Raw genomic sequence first — 24,451 nt, 5'->3', positions numbered from 1 at the left:
ATTATGAGCCAAGCAAAGCCCATTGAAGTAACAGACCTGATTCTGCGTGACGCGCACCAGTCGCTGATCGCCACCCGCATGCGCACCGAAGACATGCTGCCCATTTGCGGCAAGCTCGACCAGGTAGGCTACTGGTCGCTGGAAGTCTGGGGTGGGGCCACTTTTGACGCCTGCGTGCGGTTCTTGAAAGAAGACCCGTGGGAGCGGCTGCGCCAACTGCGCGAAGCCCTGCCCAACACCCGCCTGCAAATGCTGTTACGGGGACAAAACTTGCTGGGCTACCGCCACTACGCCGACGATGTGGTGGAAGCCTTTGTGCAAAAAGCGGCGGATAACGGCGTCGACGTGTTCCGGGTGTTCGACGCGCTGAACGACCTGCGCAATATCGAAACCGCCATGAAAGCGGTAAAAAAAGCCGGCAAGCACGCCCAGGGCACAATCTGCTACACCACCAGCCCGGTACACACCCCCGCACTGTTTGTACAGCAAGCCAAAGAGATGCAAGCCATGGGGGCAGACTCCATTGCCATCAAGGACATGGCCGGACTGCTGACGCCCTACGCCACCTTCGACCTGGTCAAGGCCATCAAGGCAGAAGTGGATCTGCCATTGGTGATTCATAGCCACTCCACCTCGGGCCTGGCGCCGCTGTGCCAACTCAAGGCCATCGAAGCCGGCGTCGATCGCATGGATACGGCCATTTCCTCGTTCGCTTCGGGTACCAGTCACCCGGCAACAGAAACCCAGGTCGCCGCGCTGAAAGGCACTGATTACGACACCGGGCTTGATTTGAACCTGTTGAGCGAAATTGCCGATTACTTCCGCGAGGTGCGTAAAAAGTATCAGCAATTTGAAAGCGAGTTCACTCGCGAGGACGTTTCGGTGCAGATCAACCAGGTGCCTGGCGGCATGATGTCCAACCTGGCGAACCAGCTGAAAGAACAGAACGCGCTGGACCGCATCCGTGAAGTATTCGATGAAATTCCAAGGGTGCGGGAAGACCTGGGCTTTCCGCCGCTGGTCACACCTACCTCACAGATTGTGGGCACCCAGGCGGTGTATAACGTTCTGGCCGGCCAGCGCTACAAAACCATCACCAACGAAGTAAAGCGCTACCTTCAGGGTGGCTATGGTAAACCGCCAGCACCGGTGAACACTGAAGTGCGCAACAAAGCCATCGGCAATGAAGCCGTGGATGAAGGCCGCCCGGCCGATCAGCTCAGCCCGGAAATGGACAAGCTGCGCAAAGATATTGGTGAGCTGGCCCTTAACTCGGAAGACGTGCTCACCTACGCCATGTTCCCCGACCTGGGCCGCGAATTTCTGCAACAGCGCAAAGACGGCACCCTGGTGCCGGAAGCCCTGTTGCCACCGGAGACAAAAACCCGTGAGCGCCTGAGCACCGGCGTCGCCACCGAATTCCGCATTGAAGTGCACGGTGAAAGTTACGAGATAGCGGTCACCGGCTCCGGCGATTCGGGTGCAGGCAAGCGCAAACTCTACCTGTCGCTGGATGGCATGCCGGAAGAAGTGCTGTTTGAGTCGTTGAACGAATACGTGGCAGAGAGCAGTAGCGGCCGCAAAAAAGCCTCAACACCCGGACACGTGAGCACCGCCATGCCTGGCAATGTGGTAGAGGTTCTGGTGAAGGAAGGTGACAGCGTCAGCGCCGGTCAGGCCGTACTGATCACCGAGGCGATGAAGATGGAAACCGAGGTACATGCCAATATTGATGGCAAAGTAGAAGCCATCTATGTGTCCAAGGGCGACCGGGTAACTCCAGGTGAAGTGCTGATTGAGATCGCCTGATCAGCAGGAAAGATCGCAAGTCGCCTCTGGCTGCAGAGGCGACTTGCTGATTTCAGTAAACGCTCAGGCCAGCACTGCCCAAAGGTCGTGCTCGTCGGCGTGTTCAACCACCACACTAACAATCTGCCCCGGCTTCAGGTCGGTGATATCATTCAGATACACCATACCGTCAATCTCTGGAGCATCGGCTTTGGAGCGACCGATGGCACCCTCTTCATCTACCTCGTCAATCAGCACCTCAATGGTGGTGCCAATTTTAGCCTGCAAACGGGCACCTGAGATCTCGGCCTGCTTGGTCATAAACCGGGCCAGGCGCTCTTCCTTGACGTCTTCCGGCACTGCGCCTTCAATCTCGTTGGCTTTGGCCCCTTCCACGGCGCTGTAGGTGAAGGCACCCACGCGATCCAGCTGTGCCTCGTCCAGCCAGTCCAACAGATACTGGAAGTCTTCTTCGGTTTCACCGGGAAAACCGACAATAAAGGTGGAACGAATGGTCAGCTCAGGGCAGATTTCCCGCCACTTGCGGATACGATCCAGGGTTTTGCTGTCATGGGCCGGGCGCTTCATGGCCTTCAGCACTTTCGGGCTGGCATGCTGGAACGGAATATCCAGATACGGCAGGATTTTCCCCTCGGCCATCAGCGGAATGATGTCGTCTACATGGGGGTAGGGGTAAACATAGTGCAAGCGAACCCAAACGCCCATTTCGCCCAAGGCTTCGCACAGCGACTGCATTTTGGTTTTCAGCGGACGCCCCTGCCAGAAACCGGTGCGGTACTTGGTATCTACGCCGTAGGCCGAGGTATCCTGGGAGATCACCAACAGCTCTTTCACACCTGCATCGACCAGCCGTTGGGCTTCGTCCATCACGTCGCCAATGGGCCGGCTGACCAGATCGCCGCGCATGGAGGGGATGATGCAAAAGGTGCAGCGATGATTGCAGCCTTCAGAAATTTTAAGATAAGCAAAGTGCCTTGGCGTCAGCTTGATGCCCTGGGGCGGCACGAGATCGGTGAACGGATCATGCTTGCGTGTCGGTGGAACAAACTGATGCACCGCACCCACCACCTCCTCGTAGGCGTGCGGACCGGATACCGCCAGCACCCCCGGGTGGGTTTCGCGGATTTTATCGGCTTCCACACCCATACAGCCGGTGACGATGACTTTGCCGTTTTCGCTGATGGCCTCGCCAATAGCATCCAGAGATTCCTGTTTGGCTGCATCAATAAAACCGCAGGTGTTCACCACCACAATGTCTGCATCGTTGTAGGTAGGCACTACGTCGTAGCCATCCAGTCGCAGCTGGGTCAGGATGCGTTCGGAATCTACCAGCGCCTTGGGACAGCCCAGACTGATGAAACCAACTTTGCCGTTACTAGCCACTGTATTCTCGTTTTTGTCTGTCATAAAACGCTTCAGGATTCCTGGCACCCGACGGGAGCACGCGAATGAATGGGAGCGGGAATTTTACACCAATCAGGCGCCTTCCTGCAGTAAAAGCCGAGCAGCGCTTGAGGCTAAACGTTCCTGATCTGAATCAAAACTGTGAACCTTTGTTCAGAAAAATATAATAAATCTGCAACAATGTACGACACTCAAGTTGCTGATCAGAAAACAAACAACTACACTTTTTATCGTTTACACGTTGTTCTGAATCATTATTTGAGTCTGAGCATGCCCTACAGTGCCCATAAGAGAGCCCATGAAAGCTGCCACAATGAAGCCAAATTTACGTAACCAGCAACGCGTGGATGTTGTCAGTGACATCGTCATCGAGAAGCCGGATGGTTGCCTGCTCACCTGCACAATATCCAACCTTTCTCGCACAGGCGTAATGGTTTCCTGCAATCAGGAAACCGCAGGCCAGCTCATTCCGCGCTTGAAAGCACCCGCTCCGGGGAACTGGATTACGGTTAAAGCCCGGTTCTCTGTACCTGTCGTCGCAACCCAGCCAGTATCGATTTTAGCCAACGGGAATATCGTTCACCTGCGAAGAATGGCCCGGGACGAATTTCAGCTGGGCATCCAGTTTGCGGATTTTGAGGGGAACGGGTTTGATTATGTAGACAGGTACGTGCGCAAGCTTCTGGTTGACACGCCCAAACCTGCCTGACACCGCACGACATAGCGCGCCCATTCTTATTACCGGTCGCGCTCACTTCGCCGCTATAATGCTATAACTTAAAACTCTAACCGCAATGCTTCTTATAGCCTTATTGCCTCTGATATGATTGCCGCTCAAATTTGCACGCCCTCAAGGCCCGCTGCGGCAATGGATTATCATGACCACATACAACCTCACGCACCTGAAGCAATTGGAAGCGGAAAGCATCCATATCATCCGCGAAGTGGCCGCCGAGTTTGATAACCCGGTAATGCTCTACTCCATTGGTAAGGATTCTGCGGTCATGCTGCACTTGGCCCGCAAGGCTTTCTACCCGGGCAAATTACCCTTTCCTCTGATGCACGTAGACACCACCTGGAAATTCCGGGAGATGATTGATTTCCGGGAGCGCAAGGTAAAGGAATACGGGCTGGATCTGATTGTGCACACTAATCAGGATGGCGTGGAACAGGGCATCGGGCCGTTTTCTCACGGCAGCGCAAAACACACGGATGTGATGAAAACTCAGGCCCTCAAGCAGGCCCTGGACAAGTATGGATTCGATGCGGCATTCGGCGGCGCTCGCCGGGATGAGGAAAAATCCCGGGCCAAGGAGCGGGTTTATTCCTTTCGGGACAAGTACCATCGCTGGGACCCCAAGAACCAGAGGCCGGAACTCTGGAACACCTATAACGGCAAGGTTAACAAGGGCGAGAGCATTCGGGTGTTCCCGCTCTCCAACTGGACTGAGCTGGATATCTGGCAGTACATCTATCTGGAAGACATTGAAATTGTTCCGCTTTACTACTCGGCGGTGCGCCCTGTGGTGGAGCGCGACGGCTCACTGATCATGGTGGACGACGATCGCATGCCTATTAAAGAGGGTGAAACGCCGATGATGAAATCCATCCGTTTCCGCACCCTTGGGTGCTACCCGCTGACCGGCGCCATTGAATCCGAGGCAGACACTTTGCCCGAGATCATTCAGGAAATGTTGCTGGCGACCAGCTCAGAACGCCAGGGCCGCATGATCGATCACGATTCGGCCGGCTCCATGGAACAGAAAAAGCGGGAAGGGTACTTCTGATATGTCACATCAATCTGACCTCATCGCCGAGGACATCCAGGCATACCTCAAACAGCACGAGAACAAAGAGCTGTTGCGCCTGCTTACCTGCGGCAGCGTCGACGACGGTAAAAGCACTCTGATCGGCCGACTGCTGCACGACACCAAAATGATCTACGAAGATCACATGGCCACCCTGAAAACCGACAGCGCCAAAATGGGCTCCACCGGCGAAAAGCTGGATCTTGCCTTGCTGGTTGACGGTTTGCAGGCCGAGCGTGAGCAAGGCATTACGATCGATGTCGCCTATCGTTACTTTTCCACCGACAAGCGCAAGTTCATCATTGCAGACACGCCGGGGCACGAGCAGTACACCCGCAACATGGCCACCGGCGCTTCTACCGCTCAGGTCGCCATTCTGATGATCGACGCCCGCCGTGGCGTGCTGACCCAGACTCGCCGGCATTCTTATATTGCCTCCCTGCTTGGTATCCGGCACATCGTGGTGGCGGTGAACAAGATGGATCTGGTGGATTTCAGCGAAGACCGCTTCAACGAGATCAGAGAGGAATACCTGGCCTTCGCCGCCAAGCTCGGCCTGAACGATATCCGGTTTGTGCCGATCTCGGCACTGGAAGGCGACAATGTGGTCAATCGCAGCGAGAACATGCCATGGTTTAACTGCCAGCCGCTAATGGGCATTCTGGAAACGGTGGAAGTCGATCGCGACAAGAACCTTGAGCATTTCCGGTTCCCGGTGCAGTACGTCACCCGGCCTAACCTGAACTTCCGCGGCTTCTGCGGCACGATTGCCTCGGGCGTGATTCGCCCGGGCGACAAGGTTATGGCCCTGCCCTCCCGGCGCACCAGTTCCATCAAGGAAGTCGTGACGTTCGATGGAAATCTTGATGAAGCCTACATCGACCAAGCCGTAACGCTGACGCTTACAGACGAAATTGATCTCAGCCGCGGCGACATGCTGGTGAAGCCTGAAGATGAGCCGGAAGTGGGCAACCGTTTCAAAGCCAATATCGTATGGATGACAGATGCACCGCTGCAAACCGGTCGTCTCTACGACATCAAGCTGGGCCCGACTTTCACGTCAGGCACCGTTCGAAAAATCCACTACCAGACCGACGTAAACACACTGGAGCAGCACGCCAACCCGGCCCTGCTGCAGGTCAATGAAATCGGCCTGTGTGATCTCACCCTGAGCCAGCCAATCGCCTTTGATGCCTATCGGCGCAATCACGCGACTGGCAGCTTCATTGTTATCGACAGACTGACTAACGTAACCGTTGGCGCCGGTATGATCGATGGGTTGGCGGATTCCGCAGAAACCCTGGAGCCCGTAAGCCCGGAAGAGCGTGAGCGCCGACTAGCTCAGAAACCCCTGATTATCGGTTGCTCCGGTAAGCAGGCACCCGCCCTTGCCCTTGCTGTAGAACGTGCTCTGTTTGATCAAGGTAAAACCACCGTCATTCTGAGTGAGGATAACGCCGGTGATGCCGACAGTCGCCGCCGCGCTGCGCAGCTGCTGACAGCCTATGGCCTGATCGCAATTGCTGTGAACCTTGGCGCAGATGTGGCCAATGTTTCGATAAAGGCTGATAGCACAGAGGAAGTTTCCGGTGTTGCTGCAACGCTGGTTCAGGAGCTGGTTCGCAATAAACGGATCTAAGCCAAGATCAGCATTAATATCGCTCTAACGCAGTGATAAAAGCCAAGGGGTGGGGATGTCTTTTCTGCCGGAAAAAGATGTCTGAGCGCAGCGAGTTGCTTTTTCCAGAAGAAAAGACATCCCCACTGCTTGGCCAACTCCCAACTAGACAATTCTCGTTTTAGTCGTGAATGTAATGGTTGTCCGTGGCAGAATCTGTGGCCCTGAAGGTTTCCTTCGGGGCTTTTTTGCTTATTAATTCGGGAATTTTCTGTTTATGGCCATCAAACACCTGCGCACCGCTTTTTCCAGTCAGTACCAGCCGGGGCAGCCTGCTCGCCTCCAAAGTGGTGAATCTCTGCAAGAACCCGGTGGCGATTATGAGGCTCTGCATAAGCAGATGAAACGGTTGTTCAACAGCAAGCCGGGCAAGAAATACGGGCGGTTTTCGGATGACATCGGTGAGAGCCCTCTGAGGAGCTGGCTGAAGGAATACCTTGAGGACAAGCAGAGCTTTGCGGCTTTCACTGATCGGTTGTTCGGGCAGTGGCAGGAACTGCTTACCGGGTCTCAGGAGGAGTTTCAAGGGCAGTTGATGATTGTCCATGAGGCATTGGCGGATTCAGAAGTGGTCTATCTGCTGATTATGGAGAGCGACGGCGCCTTGCGTTTTGATGGCACTCAGGCTCTGGATACGACAGATGTGCTGAGCATGTCGCGTCTGAATTTGGCGATGCGTGTTGAGCTTGATGACTGGCTGGGCGATAACGCAGCTGAGAACTATCTTACTCTGGTTCATGCACGCGGCACTGGCGAGCCCGGTGAGCTGTTTATTCGGCTTTGTGGTTTTACCAACCAGGTGGATGTGGAGAAGGAAACGCTGACGTTTCTGGATGCGGTGGAGGCTTTTGCGAAGTCTTCGGAGCCGGAGAAGGCCGGCGAGGTACGTACTCGGGCCTATGAGTTCTGCAAGGAGCAGCATGCGCTGGGTGAGCCGGTTGCCATTGAGGCGCTGTCTGGCTATCTGGATGAGGAGCAGCCGGAGCGTTTCAAGGAGTTTGCGAGTAAAGCAGCGGAAATGCCGGAGAGTGGTGTATTGCATCCGGATCATCGCAAGGTGAAGAAGCTGGTGCGTATTGCGGGTTCTGGTGGTGGTATGAGTGTTTCTTTTTCTTCGGATCTGGTGAATCAGGCGATTTACTACGATCGCGACAAGGATGCGCTTACGATTACGCGGTTGCCTAAGGCTTTGCGGGAGCAATTGGAGCGGTTTCTGGAGAATCGGGAGGATTAACGTCCCACCTCGGGGGCTGGCTCCGCGGCGCGGCGTGTCTTTTCTTCTGGAAAAAGCAACTCGCTGCGCTCAGACATCTTTTTCCGGCAGAAAAGCCTCACCACACCCCGGGCCGATCTGACATTTTAGGTTTGACTGGCAGTTTACCGAGACAAGGCTGGTTACAGAATGATCACGCCGTTATAATGCGCAGTTATCCTTTTCAGCGCGCCCAATTTGGACAATTCAAAGCTCCAGGCGCCAAATACATCCAGTTGTGTTGAGACCCATGGCCAAAAAGCTATACATCAAAACCCACGGTTGCCAGATGAACGAATACGATTCATCACGCATGGCCGACCTGCTTAAAACCGGCGAAGCGGTTGAAATGACGGACTCCCCGGACGACGCCGATATCCTGTTGCTGAACACCTGCTCCATCCGGGAAAAAGCCCAGGAAAAAGTCTTTCATCAGCTGGGTCGCTGGAAAAAGCTGAAAGCGAAGAAACCGGAACTGATTATTGGTGTCGGTGGCTGTGTCGCCAGCCAGGAAGGCCAGGCCATTATCGAACGGGCGCCTTATGTTGATATGGTCTTTGGCCCGCAAACCCTGCACCGCTTGCCGGATATGATTACCGAAGTGCGCATGAAGGGTAACGGCGTTGGCGTGGTGGATGTCAGTTTTCCGGAGATCGAAAAATTCGACAACCTGCCGGATCCGGGTGCCGACGGCCCCTCAGCGTTTGTTTCCATCATGGAAGGCTGCAGCAAATACTGCACGTTTTGTGTGGTGCCCTACACCCGTGGTGAGGAAGTCAGCCGGCCGGCGGACGATGTGATTGCCGAAGTCGCCCACCTGGCCAGTCAGAACGTGCGCGAGGTGAACCTGCTCGGCCAGAACGTTAACGCTTATCGTGGAGAGACCCACGATGGCGATGTCATGGATCTTGCGGAGCTTATTACCCTGATCGCCACTATCGACGGCATCGATCGCATCCGCTACACCACCTCACACCCGGTTGAATTTACCGATGCGATGATTGAGGTTTACGAACAGGTGCCCGAGCTGGTCAGCCATCTGCACCTGCCTGTACAGAGCGGTTCGGATCGCATTTTGTCGGCTATGAAGCGCGGCCACACGGCGCTGGAGTACAAATCCAAGCTTCGCCGCCTGCGCAAGATTCGTCCCGATATCAGTTTTTCATCGGACTTCATCATCGGTTTTCCCGGTGAAACCGAAAAGGACTTTGAAGACACGATGAAACTGATCAACGATATCGGTTTCGATATGTCGTTCAGTTTCGTTTACAGCGCCCGGCCGGGAACTCCGGCATCCGATCTGCCGGATGACACTCCGATGGAAGTAAAGAAGCAGCGCCTGAAAATTCTGCAGGACCGGATCAATCAGACAGTGATGGATATCAGCCGCAAGATGGTAGGCTCGACCCAGCGTATTCTGGTGACGGGGCTGTCGAAGAAGGACCCTGGGGAGTATTCTGGGCGCACGGAGAACAATCGGATTGTTAATTTCCGGCATGAAAATCCGGGAATTATCGGGCATTTTATCGACGTCGAGATTGTTCAGGCATACGCAAATTCTCTGCGTGGCTTGCCGGTAGATTCGGAATTATATTGAGCTTCAGACCATTACAACACCGCTAGCTATGCATTCTCCCGAAAACGGGGAAACCATCAGAACCGGAGTAATATTGGACACCAACGATTCCAGACAATTTGATTTACACCCCATAGATCAACACAGGTTGACCACGCTTTGCGGACAGTTTGATGAGAATCTGAAGCACGTCGAACGGCGCCTGCAAGTATCGGTCAGCCGCAGGGGCCACCACTTCCGGGTGGAAGGTGAAACCGAACACGTTGCCGCGGCTGTGGAAGTGATTCGGCATCTCTATCGGGAAACCGAAGCCACGGATGATATTTCACCGGATACCGTACACCTTTACATCCGGGAAACCGGGTTTGAGCGGCTACCGGAAGATGTGCCGTTCGACGGTGCCGTGACCATTATTAAAACCCCGAAGCTCACCGCCAAACCTCGCGGTGCGAATCAGCAGAAGTATGTGCATAGTATTCGCTCCCACGATATAAACTTCGGTATCGGCCCAGCCGGCACAGGTAAAACCTGGCTGGCCGTTGCCTGCGCGGTGGAAGCTCTGAAAGATGAGCAGGTGAAGCGGATCTTGCTGGTGCGCCCGGCGGTTGAGGCGGGTGAGAAGCTGGGCTTTCTGCCCGGGGATCTGGCACAGAAGGTGGATCCATATCTCCGGCCGCTATACGACGCGCTTTATGAAATGCTCGGGTTTGATCATGTCACTCGACTTATTGAGAAAAGCGTCATCGAGATTGCGCCGCTGGCTTTCATGCGTGGTCGCACTCTGAACAACTCGTTTATTATTTTGGATGAAAGCCAGAACACTACCCGCGAGCAGATGAAAATGTTCCTGACGCGGATCGGTTTTGGTTCCACTGCCGTGATCACTGGCGATACCACGCAGGTGGATCTGCCACGCGGCCAGAACTCCGGGCTGATCCATGCAGCGGGTGTGCTTAACAACGTCACGGGTATCGGTTTTACCCGTTTCGAAGCCAAGGACGTTGTCCGACACCCCCTGGTCCAGCGAATAGTGGAAGCCTACGATTCGTTTGATGACGGGAGCGACCGCAAACGATGAGCGAACTGACGGTTGATCTCCAGAACGTGGTTGACGGGCCCGGAGTGCCTACGGAATCCCTGTTTCAGTCCTGGGCTCAGGCTGCCTGGTTAGGGCCGGATCCTTCCGAGGTCACCATCCGTATTGTCGGCATTGACGAGAGCCAGGCGCTCAATCATCAATTCCGCGGGAAGGATAAACCAACCAATGTGTTGTCCTTTCCATTTGAAGCCCCAGCCGGTATAACAGTGCCATTGGCAGGAGATCTCGTTATTTGTGCCCCTGTCGTGGAAGATGAAGCCAGGGACCAATGCAAAGAGCCGGCAACTCACTGGGCACACATGGTGGTGCACGGGATGTTGCATCTCCAAGGCTATGATCATATTGACGATGAAGGCGCAGAGGCCATGGAGGCTCTGGAAATCCGGTTGCTGGCACAGTTTGGGTTCGGCAACCCCTACACAGCAGAGGAAACGGTAAAGGACTCATGAGCGACGATCAGTCGAGTCGCAGTCAGGGCTCCAACAAGTCCTGGCTGGAACGTATCTCACATGCCTTCTCCAGCGGGCCAGAATCCATCGAAGATGTGCTGGAACTACTGCGGAGCGCCGAATCCCAGGCCATCATCGATGTCGATGCCATGAGCATCATCGAAGGCGCGATGCAGGTGGTGGATATGCGTGTGGATGAAATCATGATCCCCCGCTCCCAGATGGTCACCGTTCGAGCCTCCCAGGACCCGAAAGAATTTCTGGATGAAGTCATCTCGTCTGCCCATAGCCGGTTCCCTGTCATTGGCGACAGCCAGGATGATGTCATCGGCGTTCTTCTCGCCAAAGACCTTTTGCCTCTGGCCCTGAACAACGACATGGACTGGTCTCATGTCCGCGAGATTCTACGCCCTCCAACGTTTGTTCCCGAGAGCAAACGCCTGAATCAGCTACTCAAGCAGTTCAAGGAAAACCGCAATCACATGGCAATCGTCGTGGATGAGTACGGCGGAACGGCGGGTCTGGTGACCATTGAAGACGTGCTCGAGCAGATCGTCGGCGAGATCGAGGATGAGCACGATTTCGACGAAGAAACCCACATCAAGGTCCGCGGCAATGGCTCTTACGCCGTGAAAGCTGTGACGCCGGTTGACGACTTCAACGAGTTCTTCAATACGGGGCTGGATGAGGAAGAGTTCGACACCATTGGCGGCGTAGTACTCAAGGAATTCGGACACCTGCCCAGACGCGGTGAAACGGTTGAATTCGGTGGTTTGCGCTTTACCATTGCTAATGCCGATAACCGTGTCATCCGTCTGTTACAGGTAACCCGCAGTGAGCCTTGACGATTCAACACCCCCGATTGCCCCAACCCGTTCGTTATTTCCCAATCGCTGGTTAAGTATGGCAACCCTCGTGGTTGCCGGTGCTCTGCAAACCCTGACCTTTTCGCCGTTCCACCTCTGGTGGCTTGGCCCGGTTTCCTTGCTACTCACTTTGCTGGTTACCATTCCTCTGCCGGCAAAGAAACTGTTTGCCGCGGGCTGGCTGACCGGTCTGGGCCTGTTTGGCTCAGGGGCCAGCTGGGTCTATATCAGCATCAGTGAGTATGGAAACACGCCTATCCCGGTTGCAGTGTTGCTTACTGTTGCTTTTGCGGCAGGGCTTGCTCTGTTCCCTGCCCTGGCATTCTGGTTCTGGGGCAAGCTGGCGAAAGACAGCGCCGTACGGAGGCTCATTCTATTCCCAGCCATCTGGATTCTCGGGGACTGGCTCCGCGGCTGGCTACTTACCGGTTTCCCCTGGCTTTATCTGGGCACAGCTCATACGGACGGCCCATTGGCAGGGTTGGCACCGGTGGTTGGCGTTCATGGCCTAACCTTCTGGATAGCTGCCAGCAGCGCCGCAATCTTTGCGACAACCTGGCTTATTGCCCGGCGGCACCATATCAGCGCCGGCATTGTGGCGGTTGCGGCACTGACACCCTGGCTCGCGGCTCCGGCTCTGAACCGGGTTGACTGGACAGACATCAACGCAGAGCCCATTTCGGTGGCGGCAATGCAGGGCAATATCCCCCAGCAGATCAAGTGGGACCCGGAGTTTCTGAAAGATCAGATTGTGGCTTATCTGGGCATGACGGAATCATATTGGGATACCGATCTGATTCTCTGGCCTGAGACGGCTATCCCCATCCCCCAGGATCAGGCGGGGAAAATCATTGATCACATCGAAGAGAACCTCGGTGAAGAGAGTACTCTGATCACCGGTATTCCCTGGTACGGCTTCAGCGAGCGGGCCGGGGGCTTTACCTATCACAACAGCATTATGGCCATTGGCAACGGCGAAGGAATTTATCATAAGCAGAAGCTGGTGCCTTTTGGGGAGTACGTTCCTCTTGAGGGTATCCTGCGGGGGCTGATCGGCTTTTTTGATTTGCCCATGTCGAGCTTTACCCGTGGCCCGGAAAACCAGGCGCCGTTGCAGGCCAATGGTGCCCGGGTGATGCCGTTTATCTGTTATGAGGTTGCCTATCCGGATTTTCTTGCGCGCAATGCGGTGAATACGGATTTGCTGCTGACAATCAGCAACGATGGCTGGTTCGGTGATTCGGTGGGGCCGTTGCAGCACTTGCAGATTGCCCGCATGCGGGCGTTGGAAACCGGGCGTTATATGATTCGCGGCACGAACAATGGGGTGACGGCGATCATTGATAATAAGGGGCAGATCACGGCGCATATTCCGCAGTTTGAGCGGGAGGTGCTGACAGGCGAAGTCTTCACGGCGAGTGGCAGCACGCCTTATATGGTGACGGCTTCCTGGCCGGTACTGACGTTGGCGTTGATCCTGATTGTCTTTGTTCGCGAGCGGGTTATTCCTGAAAGCTGATTCTGTTTGAGCTTTCGTGCCAGCAGCCACGGCCGCCCAAACTCGAGAGGGAGGCGCCAGCTCCCTTTTTCTCAGACCAGCATCAGCTTTCTTTTTTTGGCCAGCGGCTGGTTACGCGCTTGTAGTATTGCGAACCACAGGCTTCGCAGGGTTTCAGGTGGCTGGTAGAGGTGAGACACAGCATGTGCTCGCAGTTCAGGCACTGGAACATACCGGCCGTGGCAACCTCACCGGCGATGTACTGCCCGGCACCATGGCTTTCGAGTTTTTGCCGCAGTGCCAAGGTGTCCACCAGAGTCTGGTCAGCAACCGACAGCAAGCGTTCGCTCAGCCGGTGCTCCAGTAACGACAGGTCGAGCTGCAACCACTCTGCGAGGCCTTCACCGGTTTCATCCACAAAGTGGATCAGATGTTCCAGATCTCTCTGAAGGTAGGTTCCAAGGAGGCTGATTTCGTCCCTGGTCATTTCCTCCAGTTCCTGTTCAGCCTCTATCGCCTTATCAACCTCTTCTTCCAGAGTTTCCAGCGTCGTTTCCTGTATTGTGCGTAGCCGTTGCTGAACCTGCTCGAGCATGCGGTCATAGGCCTCAAGGGCCTGACCTGAGAGATGGTTTCTTTCCGGATCCGTCATCGCATTTTCCTTTTATGAATGCCGTTGCTTCATTGTGGGCCATCATCTGCAGCCGGACAAGCATGTGGGAGACTACCTGTTACGACTTGTGTGCGTTAGAATGTCCGGCCCCTCCGCACATCACTTTGATACAGGGTAACTTTGGTAATGGCAGGTATGGACGAGCAGTACAATCCCCGTGACATAGAACACAATGCGCGCACCTTCTGGGACGAAAACAAAACCTTTGAAGTCAGGGAAGAGCCGGGTAAACCGAAATACTACTGCCTGTCCATGTTCCCCTACCCCAGCGGCAAGCTCCACATGGGGCACGTCAGGAACTACACCATCGGCGATGTTATCTCCCGCTATCAGCGTATGCAGGGCAAGAACGTTATGCAGCCCATGGGCTGGGATGCGTTTGGCCTGCCCGCTGAGAACGCTGCCATTGCCAACAAAACCGCGCCGGCCAAGTGGACTTACGCCAACATCGAGTACATGAAAAACCAGCTCAAACAGCTGGGTTTCGGCTACGACTGGAGCCGTGAGCTGGCGACCTGCAAGCCGGACTATTATCGCTGGGAGCAGTGGTTTTTCGCACGGCTTTATGAAAAAGGCCTGGTATACAAGAAAATGGCCACCGTGAACTGGGACCCGGTCGACCAGACCGTTCTTGCCAACGAACAAGTAGTCGATGGTCGCGGCTGGCGCTCCGGTGCGCTGGTTGAGCAAAAAAAGATTCCCCAGTGGTTCATTCGCATTACCGATTACGCAGAAGAACTGCTGAACGATATGGACGACATGGATGGCTGGCCGGAACAGGTCAAGACCATGCAGCGCAACTGGATCGGCAAATCCGTGGGTACGGAACTGACCTTTCCTCTAAAGAACAGCGACGACGGCCTCACGGTTTATACTACTCGCCCGGACACGCTGATGGGCGTGAGCTATATGGCCGTCGCAGCTGAGCATCCGCTGGCTAAAGCAGCCGCCGAGCGCCACAAAGACGTTGCTAAATTTGTGGAGGAGTGCCGTAACAGCAAGGTGGCCGAAGCTGAAATGGCCACCATGGAAAAGAAAGGCGTGGATACCGGGTTCAAGGCTATAAACCCGCTCACTCAGGAAGAAATTCCTGTCTGGATCGCCAATTTTGTTCTCACGGATTACGGAACCGGTGCGCTGATGGCCGTGCCCGGCCACGATGATCGCGACCATGAGTTTGCACTCAAGTATCACTTGGCCGTGAAGCAGGTTATTGCCGCCAGTGATGGGCGCGAAATCGACGTGCAAGAGCAGGCTTTCACTGGAAAAGGCGTGCTGGTCTCCTCCGGCAAATACACCGGCATGACCAGCGAAGAAGCCTTTGACGACATTGCCAATCATCTGGAAAAGCATGGCATCGGCAAGCGCACCATCAACTACCGCCTGCGTGACTGGGGCGTATCGCGCCAGCGTTACTGGGGCGCGCCCATTCCCATGGTCACACTGGCAGACGGCACCCAACATCCGGTTCCGGACGACCAACTGCCGGTACTGTTGCCCGAAGACGTCGAAATGACCGGCGTACAGTCTCCGATCAAAGCGGATCCCGAGTGGGCCAAGACCACTTTTGAGGGCCAGCCCGCGACCCGCGAAACCGACACCTTCGACACCTTTATGGAATCGTCCTGGTACTACGCACGCTTCTGCAGCCCCAATTACGACAAGGGCATGCTGGACCCTGCGGCAGCAAACTACTGGCTGCCGGTGGATCAGTATATCGGCGGCATCGAGCATGCCATCCTGCACCTGCTTTACGCGCGCTTCTTCCACAAGCTCTTGCGTGATGTTGGTCTGGTAACCAGCTCTGAGCCATTCAAGCAGCTTCTGACCCAGGGCATGGTGCTGGCAGATACCTACTATCGCGAAGATGACAAAGGCGGCAAGGTCTGGATTGCTCCGGCGGATGTCACCGTTGAGCGTGACGACAAAGGCCACGCGATCGGTGCGGTTCACAAGGACGACGGACAGCCTGTGATCTCCGGCGGCGTGACCAAGATGTCGAAGTCGAAGAACAACGGCATAGATCCCCAATCCATCATTGATGCGCACGGCGCAGACACCGTGCGCCTGTTTATGATGTTCGCAGCTCCACCCGAACAGTCTCTTGAGTGGTCGGACAGCGCTGTGGAAGGCGCTCACCGCTTCCTTAAGCGGCTGTGGCGCCTGGTGCATGAGCAGGTTGCAGGCGGCGGCGTGCCGGCTCTGGATGTGGGCTCTCTGAATGACTCCCAGAAAAGCCTGCGGCGTAAAACCCATGAAACCATTGCCAAGGTGAGCGACGATATCAGTCGCCGCCTGACCTTCAACACAGCCATTGCTGCGGTGATGGAGCTGCTGAACGATGTCAGCCGACTGAACAATGAGGACCCACAGACCCGCGCAGCCCGTCAGGAAGCCCTGGAAGCAGCGGTCGTGATGTTGGCGCCGATTGTGCCGCACATCTGCCATACTCTCTGGCAGGCCTTGGGTCACCGTGACCCGATTGTTGATGCGCCCTGGCCGGTAGCTGATGAATCCGCCATGGTTCGTAGCGAGATTCAGGTTGTTCTGCAGGTTAACGGCAAAGTGCGCGCCAAAGCAGACGTTCCAGCCGACATCAGCAAAACAGATCTGGAACAGCTGGCACTGGAAAACGAGAATGTTATGCGTTTTATCGAAGGCGCTACGGTTCGCAAAGTCATTGTAGTACCCGGCAAACTGGTCAACGTGGTGGCTAACTGATATGCGGCTGCGCACCCTGCACGGAAACACAACCCGACTGATCACCGTTAGTATGATGGCGATCAGCCTGGGGGCCTGTGGTTTTCAGTTGCGGGGTGTACCACCGGTTTCCTCTGCCCTGGAGCCTCTGGAACTGGATTGCCAGCCTCCTGTACCCGCGTCTCTTTGCCTGTCAGTTCGCGAGCAGCTTGAGCTTGGAGGTGTTCAGCTTGTTTCGGGTGAAGACGCCAACTATCGCCTCAGGCTCCGTGGTTTTGAACAGGATCGCCGTGCCTCCGCAATTACCGTTCAGGCTGCGGCTGCCGAATATACGCTCAGGCACTCGATTAATCTTGAGCTGATCAGCGCCGACGGAGTTCCGGTTATCGCCAGCACACGCCTCACAACCACTGAGAGCTACAGATACGACGAGACCAACGTGCTTGCCAAACAGCGCGAGGAAGAGAGCCTCCAGCAGCAGCTGAGCGACCGCCTGGCACAGCAGATTATCTTCCGCCTGGCACCTATTACTCCGGAACGGTTGCAGGAAGTCCGGGACAACCACGAAAAATCCAGCGCCCCGGCCGACACGACCGACAAGCACCCTGCCAAACCATGAAGACGAATCCGGGCCAGCTGTCACAGCTACTCCGCAAAGGCCTCGCGCCGGTCTACCTGGTTTCCGGGGATGAGCCCCTGTTGGTACAGGAGTGCTGCGACCAGATACGCAGCGCTGCCAAAGAAGCAGGCTTCCACGATCGCCTGACCTTTCATGCCGATCAGCAACTTGACTGGAATATGGTTGCCGATGAATTCAATGCCATGTCTCTGTTTGCTGAACGGCGCCGAATCGAGATTCGCCTGCCCACGGGAAAGCTGGGAGATGGCCGCGCTGTTCTGGAGCGGGTCCTTGCTCAACCTCCTGAAGATATAATTGTCCTGTTGATTAGCTCCCGCTTGGACGCTGCAGAAACCCGGCGCAAATGGTACAAGGAACTACAATCCAAAGGCGTCCACGTGCCGGTATGGCCGGTGGACGCGGATAAATTTCAGGGCTGGCTTCAGCAACGCGCAGGAAACCGCGGGCTGAGCCTGACCCGTGGGGCTCTGGCAATGCTCGCAGAAAGGCTTGAGGGCAACCTTTTGGCAGCCAGTCAGGAACTAGACCGCTTGGCGCTGCTGACCAACGGCAATACTATTGACGAAGAAACTGTTGAGCAGGCGGTGCAGGATAGCTCCCGTTTCAACGGTTTCGAACTGGTCACTGAACTGCTTTCCGGCCGTGCGCCCCACGCTGGCAAGATGATTGGCGTGCTGCAGCAGGAAGGTGAAAACCCTCTTGGCCTTCTGACGGTATTGAGCCGTGATCTCAACCTGTTACTTGAACTGAAGACCGGTGAGAACAGAACCGAGAACCCATCCGCATTTTTTAAAAAACGCGGCGTCTTCCAGCCACAACGAGCACGGGCGTTGGAACAGGCGGCCCGACGACTGGACCCAATGCAACTGCACGAAGCCGTAAAACTTTGCAGCCAGGTTGATCGCGCTGCAAAAGGCTTTGACGAGCTTTCCCCTTGGCATTACCTGAGGGATATGTCGGCACTGCTTGCTGCCAGATCCTGATCTGGATCAAACACGCTCCATATAGGCCCCTTTCTGCACCCCAGCCACTTGACAGTTTTTCACGATTAGTTGCATGGTAAGAGCATCATTAACTCAAAGAGGTGCTTGATATGGGTCTTCAAGAAGAGCTCAAAACTCTCTCGGATAAAATCAAACAGTATCGTGATGAAGCTCGAGTGCAACTTCACCTGGCTCGTCAGGACGTAAAAGATGAGTTTGATGACCTCGATCAGGAATGGGGCAAGTTCAGAACTCGCTTTGATCAGGTAGTGGATGATGCGAGCGATGCATCCCAGGAAGCACGACAGACAGTAAAGAAACTCGGAGAAGATCTGAAGACGGGTTACCAGAGCATTCGCGATAAAATAAAGTGAAAGCGTTAATCTGTTAACAGAATGCTACAAATATTTACCATAGGGGCTCTCGCAACGGAGTCCCTATGCCATAATCCTCTGTGGTAAGTGAACTGAGCGTCACAATTTTTTTGACGAATTCGCCCGAGTCGCGCTGCGCGACTAATAAGGCGCGTTTCGCCAAGGCGCTTACAGACACTGAGAGGTATAAATGGCCTATGAAAAAGTTGTTCCTCATCCCGACCGCTCTGGTTATCCTGCTGACCGCAACGTTTGTTATCGGCCAGAACACTCGTTTCAGTGACCCCAAAACCGTCATAAAAGAGTGGCGGAGATTCAAGGTAATGAGAACCCCTATATAACCGACCCGACGCGTCTTGAGCGCCTCTAGCGCTGACTGAAACAACATAAAAAAAGCAGGCCCGAGGGCCTGCTTTTTTTCACTTCCAGGGAGGAATCAGAATTCCTCGGCGGTAAGCGCCATCATAGAGTCACTGCCGCTTCGGATACCTTCCGCAAGGGAAACCGTTTTCGGCAACAGGCGATCGTAGTAGAAGCGTGCGGTTTTCAACTTGCCGCTGTAGAAGCCGGACGTATCATCGCCAGCTTTGGGTGCCGCTGCCTTCACAATGCGTGCCCACATGTAGCCCAGCGCCGTCAGCCCGAACAGGTCCAGGTAGTCTACTGAGGCTGCGCCAATGGCATTGGGGTTGTCAGAAGCCTGGGTAATAACGTGTTCGGTAACATCCGACAAACGTTCAAGTGCCGCCGCAAGCGGCTCCAGATATGGACGCAGGCTCTCTTCACCGCTGTTTTCCTCGATAAAGCTGGCCACATCTTCAGCAAACAGCTCATACAGCTTGCCCTGGCTTGCAACCACCTTGCGACCCATAAGGTCCAGAGCCTGGATGCCGTTAGTGCCTTCGTAGATCTGGGTAATGCGGCAGTCCCGAACCAGCTGTTCCTGGCCCCACTCACGGATAAACCCGTGGCCACCAAGTACTTGCTGGCCCATGATGCAGGCATCCAGACCACGATCTGTCAAAAATGCTTTTGCAACCGGCGTCAACAGTGCAACCATACCTTCAGCGTGCGTGCGACGATCCTCTTCAGCGGCATCCGCATACTTTGAGATATCCAGCCACTGCGCCACGTAGGTTGAGAAAGCGCGACCGCCTTCAACGTAGCCTTTCATGGTCAGCAGCATACGACGCACATCCGGATGCACAAGAATCGGGTCTGCCGCTTTTTCAGGCTGCTGCGCACCAGTCGGAGCGCGACTCTGGATACGATCCATGGCGTATTCCCTTGCGCTCTGCAGGGAAGCTTCTGCAGCGCCGATACCCTGGATACCCACACCCAGACGTTCGTAGTTCATCATGGTGAACATGGCGTTCAGCCCCTTGTTCTCCTCACCCACGAGCCAGCCTTTGGCACCGTCAAAGTTCATCACACAGGTTGCTGAGCCTTTGATACCCATCTTTTTCTCAATGGAACCACAGCTTAGGCTGTTGCGCTCCCCCAGGGAGCCATCGTCGTTCACCATGAACTTGGGAACCAGCAGCAGGGAAATACCCTTGGGGCCTTTCGGCGCGCCCGGCAGCTTGGCCAGCACCAGGTGGATAATATTCTCCGCCATGTCGTGCTCACCCCAAGTGATAAAAATCTTGGTGCCGGTCACATTGAACGAGCCGTCGTCGTTGGGCTCTGCTTTGGTGCGGATAATGCCCAGATCGGTCCCGGCATGCGGCTCTGTAAGATCCATTGCGCCAGACCAGACACCTGAATACATGTTGGGGAGGTACTTTTCCTTCAACTCCTGGCTGCCGTGCGCATCCAATGAGAGGCAGGCACCGGCGGTCAGCATGGGAGCCAGGCCAAATGCCATGTTGGCGCCCTGCAGCATTTCCTCAAATTGGGCGACCAGCGTTTTGGGCATACCCATGCCACCAAATTCAGGATTGCCACCAAGACCATTCCAGCCGCCCTCTACAATCGTTTGATACGCTTCTTTAAAGCCATCCGGCGTGGTTACTTCGCCTTCGTTCCACTTGCAGCCCTGTTCGTCTGCTTCGCGGTTCAGGGGCGCCAATACGCCGCTGGTAATTTTACCGGCTTCTTCAAGAATCGCATCGGCGGTGTCGGGATCCACGTTCTCGGCTACTTTGGGCAGTGATGCCCAAAGTGCCGGCGCATCAAAAACTTCGTTCAGTATAAAACGCATGTCACGCAAAGGTGCCTGATAATCACTCATCAAAACTCTCCAGTTTCAAAACAGTCCAATTTCCAGAATAGTCTGTCTGTGCAGGTGGCAAACAAGCGCGAAGCCAGGCCACCCGCTCGGCCCGTGTGTCCGGGATTGTTATCTTTTATGGGCAAATATTCTAACTCAAACCCGACCGTAACTCATGAAAAAAGCCCGGCTCCTGAGAGCGCGGGCTTTTTTACCGGTTAACCTGCAACGCTCTCCAAAATCAGAGTGCGAAGGCTTCTTCCGGCATATCCAGCAGAGTATCCGCGCCAGCCAGCATGGTTACTGCGTGGGTCTTGGTGCGCGGCAGCATGCGGGTAAAGTAGAAGCGTGCAGTCTGCAACTTGGCGTTGTAGAACAGCTCTTCAGTGGTACCTTCAGCCAGCTTCTCCTGAGCAATTTTAGCCATACGAGCCCACAGGTAAGCAAACACCGCGTAACCCGAGTACATCAGATAGTCCACAGATGCGGCACCGACTTCCTCGCGGTTCTTCATGGCGGTCATGCCCACTTTCATGGTCAGGTCGCCCCACTCTTTGTTGAGCTCTGCCAACGGCTCGATAAACTGCTTCATCTGCTCGTTATCGGCGTTCTCTTTGCAGAATTTATGCACTTGCTTGGTGAAGCCCTTCAGAGACTCGCCTTGCGTCATCAACACCTTACGGCCAAGCAAATCCAGCGCCTGGATACCGGTTGTACCTTCGTAGATCATGCCGATGCGAGCATCACGCACGTTCTGCTCCATGCCCCACTCGGAGATATAACCGTGCCCACCAAATACCTGCATGCCCAGATTGGCTGCTTCGTATCCCATCTCGGTCAGGAACGCTTTAACAATCGGGGTCAAGAAACCCAGCAGCTCATCCGCTTCTTTGCGCTCTTCTTCTGACTTACCACGTTGAAGAATATCCGCTTTCTGCGCCGTCAAATAAATCAGTGCACGGGCGCCTTCTGCGACGGCTTTCTGAGTCAGCAACATGCGACGAACGTCCGGGTGAACGATGATCGGATCCGCAATGCCTTCTGGGTTCTTGGCACCGCTCAGTGAACGCATGGCCAGACGGTCCTTGGCATAGGCCAATGACCCCTGGAAACCAAGCTCTGCTGCGCCCAGGCCCTGAATGGCGGTTCCGATACGCGCTACGTTCATGAAGGTAAACATGCAGTTCAGGCCCTTGTTCTCCGGCCCGATCAGCCAGCCTTTGGCACCGTCGAAGTTCATCACACACGTAGCGTTACCGTGGATACCCATCTTGTGCTCCAGAGAGCCGCAGGATACCGCGTTACGCTCGCCGGCGGAGCCGTCTTCAGCAGGCACGCACTTGGGCACTATGAACAGGGAAATACCCTTGGTACCTTCCGGCGCACCTGGAAGACGCGCAAGTACGATATGAACGATGTTATCGGTCATATCGTGCTCACCGGCCGAGATGAAAATCTTGGTGCCGGTAATACTGTAAGAGCCGTCTGCGCTGGGCTCTGCCTTGGTGCGCAGGGTGCCCAGATCGGAGCCACAGTGGGCTTCGGTCAGACACATGGTACCTGTCCACTCACCGCTGATCATTTTGGTGAGGTAGGTCTGCTTCTGTTCTTCGGTACCATGCGCTTCCAGCGTGTTGATCGCGCCATGGCTCAAGCCTGGGTACATGCCCCACGACCAGTTGGCGGTGCCGTTCAGTTCGCTCATCACGATACCGAGCGAATCGGGAAGGCCCTGGCCACCGTAGTTGGGGTCGGCAGCCAGTGATGGCCAACCGCCTTCAACAAACTTGTTGTAAGCTTCCTTGAAGCCTGTCGGTGTTTTCACACCGTCTTCGCTCCAGGTGCAGCCTTCCTTATCGCCGACCGCATTCAGCGGGGACAGTACCTGCTCAGCAAACTTCGCACCTTCCTGGATAATGGCATCAACCATATCCGGAGTTGCGTCTTCAGCACCTTCCAGACTGGCGTAGTGGGCCTCGCTGTCAAGCAGCTCGTTCATTACGAATTTGATATCACGCAGGGGCGCTTTGTACTCAGGCATGTAAACCACCTCGGTTTTCGGTCTTGGCTGAAAAAGAAATAACAGCTTGTGGCCTTGGATTTGCTCAGACACTGCGACGTTGGGCGCCGCAGCATTAATTAAACACTTGTTTGAAACATACGTTTAAAGACACAGAATTGTCAATACCCGAAGGCACAATTTGTGTAGAGATTGGTCACCGACGCACATTTCAGCGGAGCGTTCAAAACGCACTCACGAGCGCATCAATGGCGTCTGGCCGGGTTCTAAGCCGCTTTGGGCTATTTATGGGATGTAAACGGCAGGAGCCCGAGCAATTAGCAGGCTAACAAATTACCAAATCAGGCCGAAATGGGTAGAAACCCGTCTACTACGGAAGTTGATCCTGGCACGAAGCCAGCGATATCCTGGTAGATATTACTGGCTTGCTGAGCGGCTCTGGAAGGCCGCTCCGAGGCGCTTTCCTGGGAGCCAGGAGAGCCATCTTCATTATCGCGCACTGACGCTTTTACCTGAGCGCCGGAGGAATCCTGCCCCGAAGCAAGCTCGGACTGAGCTTGCAGCATGATCTGCATAGCCTGTGATGCAACGGCACGATCCTGACCCGAGGGTTCCGCGGGCGCCATCGCAGCTGCACGAACCACTCGCATTTTTTCGATGGTTGCCTGCGGATTGCCATTAACAGAGGAGATATCAATAGACACTTCGCCACCTACCGCGTATTGGGCTCCATCCGGGCCTCGCTGATAGGTAAATGACATGGCGCCTGAGTGTTGACCTCCGGTTGCCTGGTGGGCAGCCTCATGGGCGCGCACTTCACGATCCCGGGCTTTGAGCTCTGTGAGCTGTTTCAGCTCGGCTTCTTCCAGTCCGCCTGCCCCTTTGCTGGAGGCTTCAGATTCACCGGGTTTACGATTTGCTCCCGCAATTTCGCTCTCATCTGCAGCACGAACCGCCCGGCTATCGGTTTCCGCAGGTGGCTCGCCATTCGCGTTGCCGGTATTGCGCGACTCACGAACAGCCGGGGCTGCGGAACTATATAGAGAGGAGCTATATGGAGATATGGGAGGGAGTGACGAAAGTGGGTTCATGGAACCAGAACTCAGACCATAATGTCTAAAAGGGTGCCGAGTGTCTCGTCAGCAGCTTTCACCACCTGTGCAGACGCCTCTACGCTACGCTCATAGAGCTTGAGATCGACGATCGGTTCGATAAGGCTGTTCCCGTTTGCGGCGCTGCCCTGGGGGCCATCAACGCCGCCGCGGGCGATTTTGCGGGCGGCGTTCTCCATGCCGTACATGCCGTCCTGGATACCTTGAATGCCAATTGCGAGCGTATTACTGATCATGACTGCTGCTTCCCGTGACCATTAAATAGCACCATTAATTGGAACCATTAGGCCACATTGTT

General features: G+C 55.2%; 20 protein-coding genes. 14 read left to right on the top strand and 6 right to left on the bottom strand.

Annotated features, from left to right (window positions below):
* The first annotated feature begins 3 nt into the window (after positions 1–3).
* The gene (gene oadA, locus BUA49_RS08070; RefSeq protein ID WP_072796659.1) at positions 4–1,809 is read left to right on the top strand and encodes a sodium-extruding oxaloacetate decarboxylase subunit alpha; all 1,806 of its coding nucleotides are present in this window, start codon (positions 4–6) and stop codon (positions 1,807–1,809) included.
* A 63-nt stretch (positions 1,810–1,872) separates the two neighbouring features.
* Here oadA and rimO read toward each other — a convergent pair whose 3' ends face one another.
* Complete coding sequence (rimO, locus tag BUA49_RS08065; protein ID WP_072796658.1) at positions 1,873–3,216, bottom strand: 30S ribosomal protein S12 methylthiotransferase RimO; 1,344 nt, start codon at positions 3,214–3,216, stop codon at positions 1,873–1,875.
* A 295-nt stretch (positions 3,217–3,511) separates the two neighbouring features.
* Here rimO and BUA49_RS08060 point away from each other — a divergent pair, with 295 nt between their 5' ends.
* The 9 genes from BUA49_RS08060 (at position 3,512) to lnt (ending at position 13,460) form a co-directional block, all read left to right on the top strand.
* The gene (locus BUA49_RS08060; protein ID WP_072796657.1) at positions 3,512–3,922 is read left to right on the top strand and encodes a PilZ domain-containing protein; all 411 of its coding nucleotides are present in this window, start codon (positions 3,512–3,514) and stop codon (positions 3,920–3,922) included.
* Between the two features lie 169 nt (positions 3,923–4,091).
* Positions 4,092–5,000, top strand: coding sequence for a sulfate adenylyltransferase subunit CysD (cysD, locus tag BUA49_RS08055; protein WP_072796656.1), 909 nt, complete (start codon positions 4,092–4,094; stop codon positions 4,998–5,000).
* A 1-nt stretch (position 5,001) separates the two neighbouring features.
* Positions 5,002–6,660 carry a sulfate adenylyltransferase subunit CysN gene (cysN, locus tag BUA49_RS08050; protein WP_072796655.1) on the top strand — a complete coding sequence of 553 codons (1,659 nt, stop codon included), beginning with the start codon at positions 5,002–5,004 and terminating at the stop codon, positions 6,658–6,660.
* Positions 6,661–6,916: 256 nt separating this feature from the next.
* Positions 6,917–7,933 (top strand): nucleoid-associated protein, encoded by a 1,017-nt coding sequence (locus BUA49_RS08045; RefSeq protein WP_072796654.1) that lies wholly within the window; start codon positions 6,917–6,919, stop codon positions 7,931–7,933.
* 268 nt (positions 7,934–8,201) lie between these two features.
* Positions 8,202–9,548: a tRNA (N6-isopentenyl adenosine(37)-C2)-methylthiotransferase MiaB gene (gene miaB, locus BUA49_RS08040; protein WP_072796653.1), complete on the top strand. Its 1,347-nt coding sequence runs from the start codon at positions 8,202–8,204 to the stop codon at positions 9,546–9,548.
* Positions 9,549–9,621: 73 nt separating this feature from the next.
* Positions 9,622–10,605 carry a PhoH family protein gene (locus BUA49_RS08035; protein ID WP_072796652.1) on the top strand — a complete coding sequence of 328 codons (984 nt, stop codon included), beginning with the start codon at positions 9,622–9,624 and terminating at the stop codon, positions 10,603–10,605.
* The gene (gene ybeY, locus BUA49_RS08030) at positions 10,602–11,075 is read left to right on the top strand and encodes an rRNA maturation RNase YbeY (RefSeq protein ID WP_072796651.1); all 474 of its coding nucleotides are present in this window, start codon (positions 10,602–10,604) and stop codon (positions 11,073–11,075) included. Before BUA49_RS08035 ends, ybeY begins: the two co-directional genes overlap by 4 nt.
* A complete protein-coding gene (locus BUA49_RS08025; protein WP_072796650.1) occupies positions 11,072–11,920 on the top strand; it encodes an HlyC/CorC family transporter in 849 nt (282 codons plus the stop codon). Before ybeY ends, BUA49_RS08025 begins: the two co-directional genes overlap by 4 nt.
* A 58-nt stretch (positions 11,921–11,978) precedes the next feature.
* On the top strand, positions 11,979–13,460 hold the full coding sequence (gene lnt / locus BUA49_RS08020) for an apolipoprotein N-acyltransferase (RefSeq protein WP_084063564.1): 1,482 nt from the start codon (positions 11,979–11,981) through the stop codon (positions 13,458–13,460).
* 82 nt (positions 13,461–13,542) lie between these two features.
* Here lnt and BUA49_RS08015 read toward each other — a convergent pair whose 3' ends face one another.
* A complete protein-coding gene (locus BUA49_RS08015) occupies positions 13,543–14,091 on the bottom strand; it encodes a zinc ribbon-containing protein (RefSeq protein ID WP_072796649.1) in 549 nt (182 codons plus the stop codon).
* A gap of 156 nt (positions 14,092–14,247) precedes the next feature.
* On the opposite strand from BUA49_RS08015, the gene leuS reads away from it, so the two are divergent.
* From leuS to BUA49_RS07995, 4 genes are all read left to right on the top strand, one after another.
* Positions 14,248–16,833 (top strand): leucine--tRNA ligase, encoded by a 2,586-nt coding sequence (gene leuS / locus BUA49_RS08010; protein WP_072797763.1) that lies wholly within the window; start codon positions 14,248–14,250, stop codon positions 16,831–16,833.
* Position 16,834: 1 nt separating this feature from the next.
* Positions 16,835–17,431, top strand: coding sequence for an LPS-assembly lipoprotein LptE (locus tag BUA49_RS08005; protein WP_072796648.1), 597 nt, complete (start codon positions 16,835–16,837; stop codon positions 17,429–17,431).
* A complete protein-coding gene (gene holA / locus BUA49_RS08000; RefSeq protein ID WP_072796647.1) occupies positions 17,428–18,435 on the top strand; it encodes a DNA polymerase III subunit delta in 1,008 nt (335 codons plus the stop codon). The genes BUA49_RS08005 and holA overlap by 4 nt, the downstream gene beginning before the upstream one ends.
* Before the next feature lie 110 nt (positions 18,436–18,545).
* Entirely contained in the window at positions 18,546–18,809 is a 264-nt protein-coding gene (locus BUA49_RS07995; protein WP_072796646.1) for a hypothetical protein, read from the top strand.
* A 436-nt stretch (positions 18,810–19,245) separates the two neighbouring features.
* Here the strand turns inward: BUA49_RS07995 and BUA49_RS07985 are convergent, their stop codons facing one another.
* The 4 genes from BUA49_RS07985 to BUA49_RS07970 form a co-directional block, all read right to left on the bottom strand.
* A complete protein-coding gene (locus tag BUA49_RS07985; protein ID WP_072796644.1) occupies positions 19,246–21,042 on the bottom strand; it encodes an acyl-CoA dehydrogenase C-terminal domain-containing protein in 1,797 nt (598 codons plus the stop codon).
* Between the two features lie 220 nt (positions 21,043–21,262).
* Positions 21,263–23,062: an acyl-CoA dehydrogenase C-terminal domain-containing protein gene (locus BUA49_RS07980; RefSeq protein ID WP_072797761.1), complete on the bottom strand. Its 1,800-nt coding sequence runs from the start codon at positions 23,060–23,062 to the stop codon at positions 21,263–21,265.
* 320 nt (positions 23,063–23,382) lie between these two features.
* Positions 23,383–24,132 carry a putative metalloprotease CJM1_0395 family protein gene (locus BUA49_RS07975; RefSeq protein ID WP_072796643.1) on the bottom strand — a complete coding sequence of 250 codons (750 nt, stop codon included), beginning with the start codon at positions 24,130–24,132 and terminating at the stop codon, positions 23,383–23,385.
* A gap of 11 nt (positions 24,133–24,143) precedes the next feature.
* Complete coding sequence (locus BUA49_RS07970; RefSeq protein ID WP_072796642.1) at positions 24,144–24,389, bottom strand: flagellar biosynthesis protein FlgE; 246 nt, start codon at positions 24,387–24,389, stop codon at positions 24,144–24,146.
* Positions 24,390–24,451 lie beyond the last annotated feature (62 nt).

Source organism: Marinobacter antarcticus, from assembly GCF_900142385.1.
Taxonomy (GTDB): domain Bacteria; phylum Pseudomonadota; class Gammaproteobacteria; order Pseudomonadales; family Oleiphilaceae; genus Marinobacter; species Marinobacter antarcticus.
This window is presented reverse-complemented; position numbering and strand designations above follow the sequence as displayed.

Excerpts from the sequence above, each read along its gene's own strand:
- oadA (WP_072796659.1), top strand. The coding sequence starts at position 4 with ATGAGCCAAGCAAAGCCCATTGAAGTAACAGACCTGATTCTGCGTGAC.
- rimO (WP_072796658.1), bottom strand. The coding sequence starts at position 3,216 with ATGACAGACAAAAACGAGAATACAGTGGCTAGTAACGGCAAAGTTGGT.
- BUA49_RS08060 (WP_072796657.1), top strand. The coding sequence starts at position 3,512 with ATGAAAGCTGCCACAATGAAGCCAAATTTACGTAACCAGCAACGCGTG.
- cysD (WP_072796656.1), top strand. The coding sequence starts at position 4,092 with ATGACCACATACAACCTCACGCACCTGAAGCAATTGGAAGCGGAAAGC.
- cysN (WP_072796655.1), top strand. The coding sequence starts at position 5,002 with ATGTCACATCAATCTGACCTCATCGCCGAGGACATCCAGGCATACCTC.
- BUA49_RS08045 (WP_072796654.1), top strand. The coding sequence starts at position 6,917 with ATGGCCATCAAACACCTGCGCACCGCTTTTTCCAGTCAGTACCAGCCG.
- miaB (WP_072796653.1), top strand. The coding sequence starts at position 8,202 with ATGGCCAAAAAGCTATACATCAAAACCCACGGTTGCCAGATGAACGAA.
- ybeY (WP_072796651.1), top strand. The coding sequence starts at position 10,602 with ATGAGCGAACTGACGGTTGATCTCCAGAACGTGGTTGACGGGCCCGGA.
- BUA49_RS08025 (WP_072796650.1), top strand. The coding sequence starts at position 11,072 with ATGAGCGACGATCAGTCGAGTCGCAGTCAGGGCTCCAACAAGTCCTGG.
- lnt (WP_084063564.1), top strand. The coding sequence starts at position 11,979 with ATGGCAACCCTCGTGGTTGCCGGTGCTCTGCAAACCCTGACCTTTTCG.
- BUA49_RS08015 (WP_072796649.1), bottom strand. The coding sequence starts at position 14,091 with ATGACGGATCCGGAAAGAAACCATCTCTCAGGTCAGGCCCTTGAGGCC.
- leuS (WP_072797763.1), top strand. The coding sequence starts at position 14,248 with ATGGACGAGCAGTACAATCCCCGTGACATAGAACACAATGCGCGCACC.
- BUA49_RS08005 (WP_072796648.1), top strand. The coding sequence starts at position 16,835 with ATGCGGCTGCGCACCCTGCACGGAAACACAACCCGACTGATCACCGTT.
- holA (WP_072796647.1), top strand. The coding sequence starts at position 17,428 with ATGAAGACGAATCCGGGCCAGCTGTCACAGCTACTCCGCAAAGGCCTC.
- BUA49_RS07995 (WP_072796646.1), top strand. The coding sequence starts at position 18,546 with ATGGGTCTTCAAGAAGAGCTCAAAACTCTCTCGGATAAAATCAAACAG.
- BUA49_RS07985 (WP_072796644.1), bottom strand. The coding sequence starts at position 21,042 with ATGAGTGATTATCAGGCACCTTTGCGTGACATGCGTTTTATACTGAAC.
- BUA49_RS07980 (WP_072797761.1), bottom strand. The coding sequence starts at position 23,062 with ATGCCTGAGTACAAAGCGCCCCTGCGTGATATCAAATTCGTAATGAAC.
- BUA49_RS07975 (WP_072796643.1), bottom strand. The coding sequence starts at position 24,132 with ATGAACCCACTTTCGTCACTCCCTCCCATATCTCCATATAGCTCCTCT.
- BUA49_RS07970 (WP_072796642.1), bottom strand. The coding sequence starts at position 24,389 with ATGATCAGTAATACGCTCGCAATTGGCATTCAAGGTATCCAGGACGGC.